We start from the raw sequence: 8,340 nt of genomic DNA, 5'->3' as shown, positions 1-8,340 counted from the left end.
TGCAAAAGATCTGCATCGGGAAAATGATGCTAAGACACCTGCCTCTAGAAATTTTCCACACTATTTAAAATAGAGCCGCTATCAACTTGACCGAGCAAAATATGTATGTTAACATAATAAAAGTGACTGGGCTACCATGGTATACCAGATACGAGGTGTAGCTGGATGACGAGAAAGGAACTGGCCATTAATATTTACAATTTGATAAAAGAAGGCAAACTCGGTCATAATGGTAAGCTGCCTAGCGAACGGAAGTTAGCTTCTATGTGTAATGTTACCCGTCCATTGATAAGAGAAGCCCTGGCGATACTCGAAGCGTTCGGTATAATCGAGGTTCGTGATCGACAGGGCATTTTTATAAGAGAAAAGTCCTGGAGCGAAATTTCGTTACCCATTTCTTTTTTAGTAGATTGGCCGTTAGATATCCTTCCTCAAGTCTTCGAGGCAAGGCTTATCATTGAACCAAAAGCCGCCGCTTTAGCGGCAAAAAGGCGGACTGAGTCGGATCTCGAAAAGCTACGAGAGACGCTCGCTAAAATCGAAGAGCTTTTTAAAGAAGATAAGCATGAAAAAGCATTATTAGGCGAGAAGTGGAACTCTATCTTTCATGCCCTTGTTGTCGCATCGTCACATAACGACGTTTTATGCAGAATGCACGAGGGCATTATACGTTTATACGAACGTAACGTGTCATCCTTTCCTAAGGAAAATGCGCCTATGCCATTCGAGAAGTGGCCAAGAGAAATTTGGGCTGAACACGCAGGGATAGTTGAAGCTATATCAAGGGGAGACGAAAAAGCAGCTGAAAAGAGAGCATTTCAGCATGTTGCCATCTCCCAAGAACGTATTTATCACTTTACTAAATCTTTAGGGCTTAAATTTTTCGTACCACTTACAAATGAACATGTAAAGGAGGATTAACCTCATGCACGCGCTTGAAAAGTTGTTGGCGAAAGCTTCAGGCAAAACTAGGGTCAAACCAGGAGAAATTGTTGAAGCAGAAGTAGATCTAGCCGAAGTAAATGACCTTTACCTGCAGGTTATAAAGTCTTTCTATGAAATGGGCGGTACAAAGGTAGCACACCCCGAAAAGATTGCCTTCGTTTTTGATCACTATTCTCCTCCCCCCACTATAAAGGCCGCAGATAACCAAAGGCAGATGAGGGAATTTTGTGAGAAGATGGGCATCAAGATGCTTTTTGATGTAGGAGAAGGAGTATGCCACCAACTTTTGGCGGAAAGCGGTCTTGTGGGGCCCGGAGAGGTTGTAATAGAGACGGATTCTCACACCACAACCTTAGGCGCCCTGGGTACTTTTGCGACGGGAGTTGGTGCCACAGATCTGGCTATTATCCTTCTTACAGGTCGTCTTTGGTTTAAAGTACCTCCCGTCATTAATATTTGTCTTGATGGCAAGATGTCCGATTTTATCATGGCCAAAGACATAATCCTTCATGTATTGGGAAAGCTAAAACAAGATGCTGCTATCTATAAAGCAATTGAATTTACGGGTTCGACGGTCTCGTCTATAAAGATGGATGAACGATTCGTCCTGTGCAATATGTCAGTTGAAATGGGTGCTAAGACGGCATATATACAACCTGACGAAGTAACTTTTGAATTTCTTGGAGATCAAGGTTCAGAAATAGAAAATTTCGAAGTCTTTACTACCGATGATGATTTTAATTATTTTGAATCCTACTACGTAGACGTAAGAAATCTATCCCCTCAGGTCGCCCTTCCAGGAAGTGTTGATAACGTGTGTGGAATTGAACAAGTAGAAGGGATCCCAATCTCTCAGGTATTTATTGGAACGTGTACAGGAGGGCGATTAAACGACATCAAAATTGCCTCCGAAATTTTAAAGGGCAAACACGTAGCGAAAAACGTTCGCTGCATTGTAATCCCAGCATCGAAAAAGATTCTTCAGGAAGCCCTCAAACGTGGTTATGTCCAAACCCTCCTAGAAGCCGGAGCGATCTTCGTGACGCCAGGCTGTGGTCCTTGTCTTGGTGCCCATGAAGGGGTGCTTGCCCCGGGCGATGTATGTGTATCGACGTCAAGCAGAAATTTTCCCGGACGCATGGGAAGCACAAAAGCTTTCATATACTTAGCTTCTCCCGCTACGGCTGCAGCATCTGCTGCTAACGGCAAGCTCACGGATCCACGTAAACTGCTTTAAGGAGGGTTAGAAGTTGAATCAGATAGAAGGAAAAGTTTTTATCTTCGGAGATAACATAGACACGGATCAAATTTATCCAGGCAGATACTTGGAACTTACGGAACCTCAGGATATAGCAGCTCATGTTATGGAAGGAGCAGATGCAACTTTCCCATCCAAAGTTAGCCCTGGAGCAATAATCGTTGCTGGTAAAAACTTCGGCTGTGGTTCAAGCCGCGAACATGCCGTTATAACCTTACTTGCAGCGGGTGTAAGAGCCGTAGTCGCTAGATCCTTTGCCCGCATTTTTTATCGTAACGCTATCAACCGGGGACTTTGCGTGGTGGAAATACCGGAGCTCGATCTTTCAAAAGTTAAAGATGGGCATGAAGCCGTAATAGACATCGAAAATGGTGTTATGGCCTTTTCTAATGGATGCGAATTTGTCTTTGTGCCCTTTTCAGAACATATCTTGGAGATCTTAAAGGCAGGCGGCGTTATTTCCCTTTATAGGTCAAAAATGAAGGAGAGGTGATTTGATAGCCTGATTTTAGAAAGCATTTGTTGATATCACATTAACCAGAGAAGGGGGAAAGTGCAAAATGAGGCGATTAGTTATAAGTTTAACATCTATTTTGGTCATATTGGCGATATTTGGAACGTTTAGCGGTACGGCGAAAGCAGCATATCCGGAAAGGCCGATTACTTACGTTATAGCTTTTAATCCAGGCGGAGAATCGGACATTACAGCAAGGGCACAACAACCTCACTTAGAAAAAATTCTCGGAACGCAGGTAATTATAACCTATAAAATCGGCGGCGGCGGGGCAGTAGGATGGTCGGAAATAGTGCGCACAAAACCTGATGGCTATACGATTTGTGGTCATAACATACCTCACATAATACTACAGCCGCTTCAGCGGAAGGATACAGGTTATAAAACATCAGATATAAATACCGTTTGTTGGTTTGAGGCAACGCCCAACATGTTAGTCGTTCCTGTAGATAGCAAGTTTAAAACCCTTGACGATTTCGTTAAATACGCTAAAGAGCATCCTGGTCAAATAACCCTTGGCGGAAGTGGAAGTTACAGTGCAAATCACCTCGGGACGGTTGAATTTAATGAGGCGGCGGGTATCGATACCGTTTACATTCCTTTTACTGGTTCAGGCGATGCCGTTCCTGCATTTTTAGGAGGTCATGTGACTGGATTAATGACCTATACCACCATGGCTGCAAATTATAAAGATCAAATGCGACCCTTAGCTGTAGCTACAGAAGAGCGTTTATCGTTATTCCCAGATGTTCCTACGTTTAAAGAACTTGGCTACGACTTTGTAGAAGGTGCTTATAGAGGTATATGTGTGCCTCCCAAGACACCCGATGAAATAGTAAATAAATTGGCTGATGCCTTCAAGCAGGTTAATGAGACACCTGAGTATAAAGAAATGATGGAGTCGATGGGATTTCAAATGGTTTTTTACGGACCGGAAGAGTCGAAGAAGTTTGTCGAAGAACGCACAGAGTATTACAAAAGAATATTGGACAAATTGGAAATGAAATAAATCGCAGTTAAAAGTGGCCTGTAGATCTGGGAGGGGTGATTTGAACGATGGGTATATTTTTAGATGCGTTTATTAATGTTCTTGCTTTTAAGAATCTTGCTGCCATGACTTTACTCATTCCACTAGGCATGATGGCCGGAGCCCTGCCCGGGTTTACGGCCACTATGGCAGTGGCAATATTGGTCCCATTTACCTTTGCTATGGATCCTGTAATGGGACTTATATGTGTAAGCGCCGTGTATTGTTCAGCCATATACGGCGGTGCTTTTCCTGCTATCCTGATCAACACCCCAGGGACGCCTTCCTCAATCGCTACATGCTTTGACGGATACCCCATGACATTGCAGGGAAGGGCGCAAGAAGCTTTATTTACTATTGCATTTGCTTCGCTTGTCGGGGGTTTTATTGGCACAATTGGGCTTATAGCATTTTCATTGCCTTTGGCGAAGATTGCCCTCAAATTCGGTCCCCCTGAGTACTTCTGGGTAAGTATTTTTGGTCTTACTATTATCGCAGGACTTTCAGGCGATTCCTTATTAAAAGGTGTAGCGGGAGGGATACTTGGATTACTAATTAGCACTATTGGCATTGCTCCCGTTGGTGGTGATGTGAGATTTACCTTTGGCATATCCTCGTTTCAAGGCGGCGTAGAGCTCATTTCAGTTTTGATTGGTTTCTTTTGTATACCAGAGGTTTTTAAGATGGCACGAAATCCCGTTGGTTCCTATTTGAAAAACACTAGCGTTGGCAGTACCGTTGAGGGCTATAAAGAAGCCATATTTAAGGGATTTCGAAACGCTTTTGCTGATGTAGTTAACCTTATAAGATCTTCTATTATTGGACTTTTCGTAGGGATTTTACCAGGCGCTGGCGGTAATATTTCCAACTTAATAGCTTATAACGAAGTTAAAAGGGCTTCCAAAAACCCTGAGAGCTTCGGTAAGGGGAATCCTCAAGGGATCGTAGCTACAGAAACGGCTGATAAAGCAACAATTATGGGATCTTTCGTACCGCTTCTTACCTTAGGTGTTCCAGGATCTCCAGTAGCAGCAGTTGTTTATGGAGCTTTAATGATTCAGGGACTCAACCCCGGACCCGAACTTTTTACAAAACATGCGGAGATTACATACACATTTATGACGTCCTTCTTCGTGGCCACGGCTCTTACCGTATTAATTGGAATGTTTGCTGGTGTTTTGTTCTACCAAATTATAATGCGATTGCCAATCCGCGTATTGGTGCCAGGAATTTTGCTTCTGACCATCGTGGGTTCCTATGCCGTGAGGAATAATTTCATGGACGTAATATTTATGCTTGGAAGTGGATATCTCGGTTATGTACTTGGGAAGTTGGGATTTAGTCCAGGCCCGGTTGTCTTGGGGCTTGTGCTAGGTCCGATCGCTGAGAAAGGACTAGTACAGGGGTATTTGATGGGAAACAGCATATCTCCAGGCATGCCATGGGTAATATTTTTCACAAGGCCTATATCAATCGTTTTGATTGTGATTTCTTTGATATCCGCTTTGTGGCCCTTTTATTCAGCTCGTAGAAGAAGGAGGGCTGCCTGATGATGTTGAATTCAGATCTTTATGGTGGTCTTGTTATGCTTGTTTTTGCGGCTATGTTTTGGTTTCATATTGGAGATTTTACTAAATTCGGGTTGATGTTTCCAAAAGTCATTATAGTGCTTTTGGCCGTTACTGGGATCGCATTAATAGTAAAATCTAAAATCAAACCGCAGTACGTTGAGTCTTTCATAAAAGAAATTAACAAGTACATGGCAGCAACTATGCTGTGGTCGCTAATATGGGTCGTTTCGGCAAATTACGTTGGGTTTTTCGTGGCTAGTACAATCTCCATGTGGGCCATCCAGTGGACACTTAGCGATGAGCGCAATCTCAAGACTACTATTCTGTCGCTGGCTGTGGCAATTGGAAGTGTTTTTGTAATATATTATGTTTTTACTCAATATTTATATATTTTCTTCCCACAAGGCTTTCTTTTCTAAAGATGAGGTGGTTTCACGTGTTGATGAATATGAAATATGGTAAATCGGAACTTTCGTTTAATATAGATCAAGACAGAGTAACCAAAATACTTGAACCCAACGAGAGACCGGGCATTGAAGATGCCCTACGGGGTGTGCAAGAAGCGTTAAATAATCCTATAGGTGTTCCTTCTTTGAAAGAATTGGTCAATAGAAAAAATCCAAAGAGTGTCGTGATAGTCGTGAATGACATCACTCGACCCACTCCTTATGAGAGTTTACTTCCGCCTTTGCTCGAAAATCTTCATGCAAGCGGTATAAGCAAAGACCAAATCACTTTTCTTACAGCTACAGGCATCCATGATCCTCATACCCATGAGCAGAACGTGGAAGTGTACGGCAAAAATTTAGTCGATGAGTATAAATTTGTCTCTCATTGCGCTGATGACGTTTCTTCTTTGCTCGAGTTTGGCGAACTTTCTACGGGTTTAAATTTAACAATTAATAGATTGGCTGCAGAGGCGGATTTCCTAATCACTTTGGGTGTAATTATGCCCCACTATTTCGCTGGATTTTCCGGTGGAAGAAAAAGTATTTTGCCAGGAGTGGCAGGCAGAGTATGCATAGAAAAAAATCATTCTCGCATGGTGTATCTCATGGATGACCTTCCTCCTTTAAGGCGAAATCCCGTGAACCTTGAAATGATAGAAGCAGCTAAACTTGTTGGAGTGGACTTCATTTTAAACGTAGTGACAAACAGCAAAAAGGAGATAGTAAAAATCGTAGCAGGGGATTTGGAAAGCGCTTGGTACGAAGGTGCATCAGTATCATCTGATATGTACGATGTACCCATTGAAAGTAAAGCTGATGTTGCTATTGTGAGCGCTGGAGGATACCCGAGGGATATTAACGTTTATCAAGCTCAAAAAGCACTTGATCATGCCGATAAGGCAACTAAACTTGGTGGGACCATTATCTTGATCGCAGAATGCTCACAAGGGTATGGAGAGCGTACTTTCGAAGAGTGGATGCGCGATGCAAAACGTCCTAGCGACGTGATCGAACGTATAAAGAAGAAATTTGCCATGGGCGGACATAAGGCTTACGGCATATGCAAAGTGGCCGAAGAAAAGGAAATAATATTAATTTCTTCTTTATCAAAAGAGCAAACGGAAGGTCTGTTCATGCGCAAGATGGATTCTGTTGAAGAAGCGATAAAATACGCAGAAAAGAAGCACGATAGGCCGAATTACATATTAATGCCTTACGGCAGCCTGACGGTTCCCGCGCTTTGTAAATAGTTTTTAACGGACGTATCTATCGCAGAGATGTGAGGTGGATCTTATGGATTTAACAAATGAAGAAATGCTAGAAAAAGCCAAAAAGCCTGCAGAAGAAGCAATAAAATTGCATCGTTTCTATCACGGGAAAATGCAGACAGTGCCAAAGTGCTGCATTAGGGACATATCGGACTTCGCCATATGGTACACGCCGGGCGTGGCGGAACCATGCAGGCAAATACAGAAAAATCCCGATCTAGTTTACGAATTTACCAATAAAGCCAACGCGATAGCAGTTGTGACCGACGGGACAAGAGTGTTAGGCTTAGGTGATATAGGACCTGAAGCTGGATTGCCTGTGATGGAAGGAAAGTGTATGCTCTTTAAATACCTCGGTGGCGTTGATGCCGTAGCCATCTGCCTTGACACAAAAGATCCTGATAAATTTATAGAGACGGTTAAGAATTTAACTCCAGCCTTTGGAGGAATTAACCTGGAGGACATCGCCCAGCCAAAATGCTTTTACATACTTGACGAACTTAGGAAGGATTGCAAGATACCTGTATGGCATGACGATCAGCAGGGAACGGCTGCGGTTAACTTGGCAGGTTTATATAGCGGACTTAAAATCACTGGCAAAAAAATCGATGATATAAAAGTTGGCTTCTTAGGTTGCGGGGCAGCAAACGTGGCTACAATAAGGATATTAATTAGCGCAGGCGTTAACCCTAAAAACGTGCTAATTACGGATAGTAAAGGTGTTATTTACTCGGGGAGAAGCGATCTTGATGACGTAAAGTATGACGTTAAGCGCCATCTCGCTCAAATTACAAATCCTGATGGCATAAGCGGAGGCCAAGAAAAAGTTTTCGAAGGCGCAGATGTGGTGTTTTGTTATACCAAGCCGGGGCCTGATGTGGTGAAAAAAGAATGGGTCGCAAAGATGGCCAATGACGCAATGCTCTTTGCTTGCGCCAATCCAGTACCTGAAATATGGCCCTGGGAGGCTAAAGAGGCTGGCGCTCGAATCGTGGCCACGGGTAGATCCGATTTTCCGAATCAAATAAATAACTCTTTAATCTTCCCTGCTGTATTTAGGGGGACGTTGGACGTAAGGGCATCTGCGATCACTGATGAGATGTGCATTGCCGCAGCTAAGACGCTTTCTGATTGTGCAGAAAAAATAGGCTTGCATGAGGATTATTTGATACCGACTATGGACGAGACGTGGGTGTATCCACAAGTTGCTGCATCAGTGGGAGTAAAGGCGATTGAGCAGGGCCTGGCAAAAATTACCATGTCTCGGGACGAATTGATCCAGGTGGCGGAAGAGAAAATAAGAATTGC

8 protein-coding genes are annotated in these 8,340 nt (G+C 43.2%); all 8 read left to right on the top strand.

The window, feature by feature from the left end:
• Positions 1-165 precede the first annotated feature (165 nt).
• The gene (locus Q7P41_RS10345) at positions 166-921 is read left to right on the top strand and encodes a FadR/GntR family transcriptional regulator (RefSeq protein ID WP_303884049.1); all 756 of its coding nucleotides are present in this window, start codon (positions 166-168) and stop codon (positions 919-921) included.
• Positions 922-925: 4 nt separating this feature from the next.
• Positions 926-2,182, top strand: a complete 1,257-nt coding sequence (locus tag Q7P41_RS10340) for a 3-isopropylmalate dehydratase large subunit (protein WP_303884047.1) — start codon at positions 926-928, stop codon at positions 2,180-2,182.
• Positions 2,183-2,195: 13 nt separating this feature from the next.
• Positions 2,196-2,696, top strand: coding sequence for a 3-isopropylmalate dehydratase small subunit (locus tag Q7P41_RS10335; protein ID WP_303884046.1), 501 nt, complete (start codon positions 2,196-2,198; stop codon positions 2,694-2,696).
• A 67-nt stretch (positions 2,697-2,763) separates the two neighbouring features.
• On the top strand, positions 2,764-3,726 hold the full coding sequence (locus Q7P41_RS10330) for a tripartite tricarboxylate transporter substrate binding protein (RefSeq protein ID WP_303884045.1): 963 nt from the start codon (positions 2,764-2,766) through the stop codon (positions 3,724-3,726).
• Between the two features lie 47 nt (positions 3,727-3,773).
• A complete protein-coding gene (locus Q7P41_RS10325; RefSeq protein ID WP_303884044.1) occupies positions 3,774-5,294 on the top strand; it encodes a tripartite tricarboxylate transporter permease in 1,521 nt (506 codons plus the stop codon).
• Positions 5,294-5,734: a tripartite tricarboxylate transporter TctB family protein gene (locus Q7P41_RS10320; protein WP_303884043.1), complete on the top strand. Its 441-nt coding sequence runs from the start codon at positions 5,294-5,296 to the stop codon at positions 5,732-5,734. Before Q7P41_RS10325 ends, Q7P41_RS10320 begins: the two co-directional genes overlap by 1 nt.
• A 23-nt stretch (positions 5,735-5,757) precedes the next feature.
• Positions 5,758-7,014, top strand: a complete 1,257-nt coding sequence (gene larA / locus Q7P41_RS10315; RefSeq protein WP_303884051.1) for a nickel-dependent lactate racemase — start codon at positions 5,758-5,760, stop codon at positions 7,012-7,014.
• Between the two features lie 43 nt (positions 7,015-7,057).
• Positions 7,058-8,340, top strand: a 1,283-nt coding sequence (locus Q7P41_RS10310) for an NADP-dependent malic enzyme (protein WP_303884042.1), incomplete at its 3' end; no start/stop codon positions are given.

It is taken from the genome of Acetomicrobium mobile, assembly GCF_937920065.1.
The sequence above is the reverse complement of the archived record's forward strand: the minus strand, read 5'-3'. Positions and strand labels throughout refer to the sequence as shown.

Coding starts and splice junctions, on each gene's coding strand:
- Q7P41_RS10345 (WP_303884049.1), top strand. CDS start 166: ATGACGAGAAAGGAACTGGCCATTAATATTTACAATTTGATAAAAGAA.
- Q7P41_RS10340 (WP_303884047.1), top strand. CDS start 926: ATGCACGCGCTTGAAAAGTTGTTGGCGAAAGCTTCAGGCAAAACTAGG.
- Q7P41_RS10330 (WP_303884045.1), top strand. CDS start 2,764: ATGAGGCGATTAGTTATAAGTTTAACATCTATTTTGGTCATATTGGCG.
- Q7P41_RS10325 (WP_303884044.1), top strand. CDS start 3,774: ATGGGTATATTTTTAGATGCGTTTATTAATGTTCTTGCTTTTAAGAAT.
- Q7P41_RS10320 (WP_303884043.1), top strand. CDS start 5,294: ATGATGTTGAATTCAGATCTTTATGGTGGTCTTGTTATGCTTGTTTTT.
- larA (WP_303884051.1), top strand. CDS start 5,758: ATGAATATGAAATATGGTAAATCGGAACTTTCGTTTAATATAGATCAA.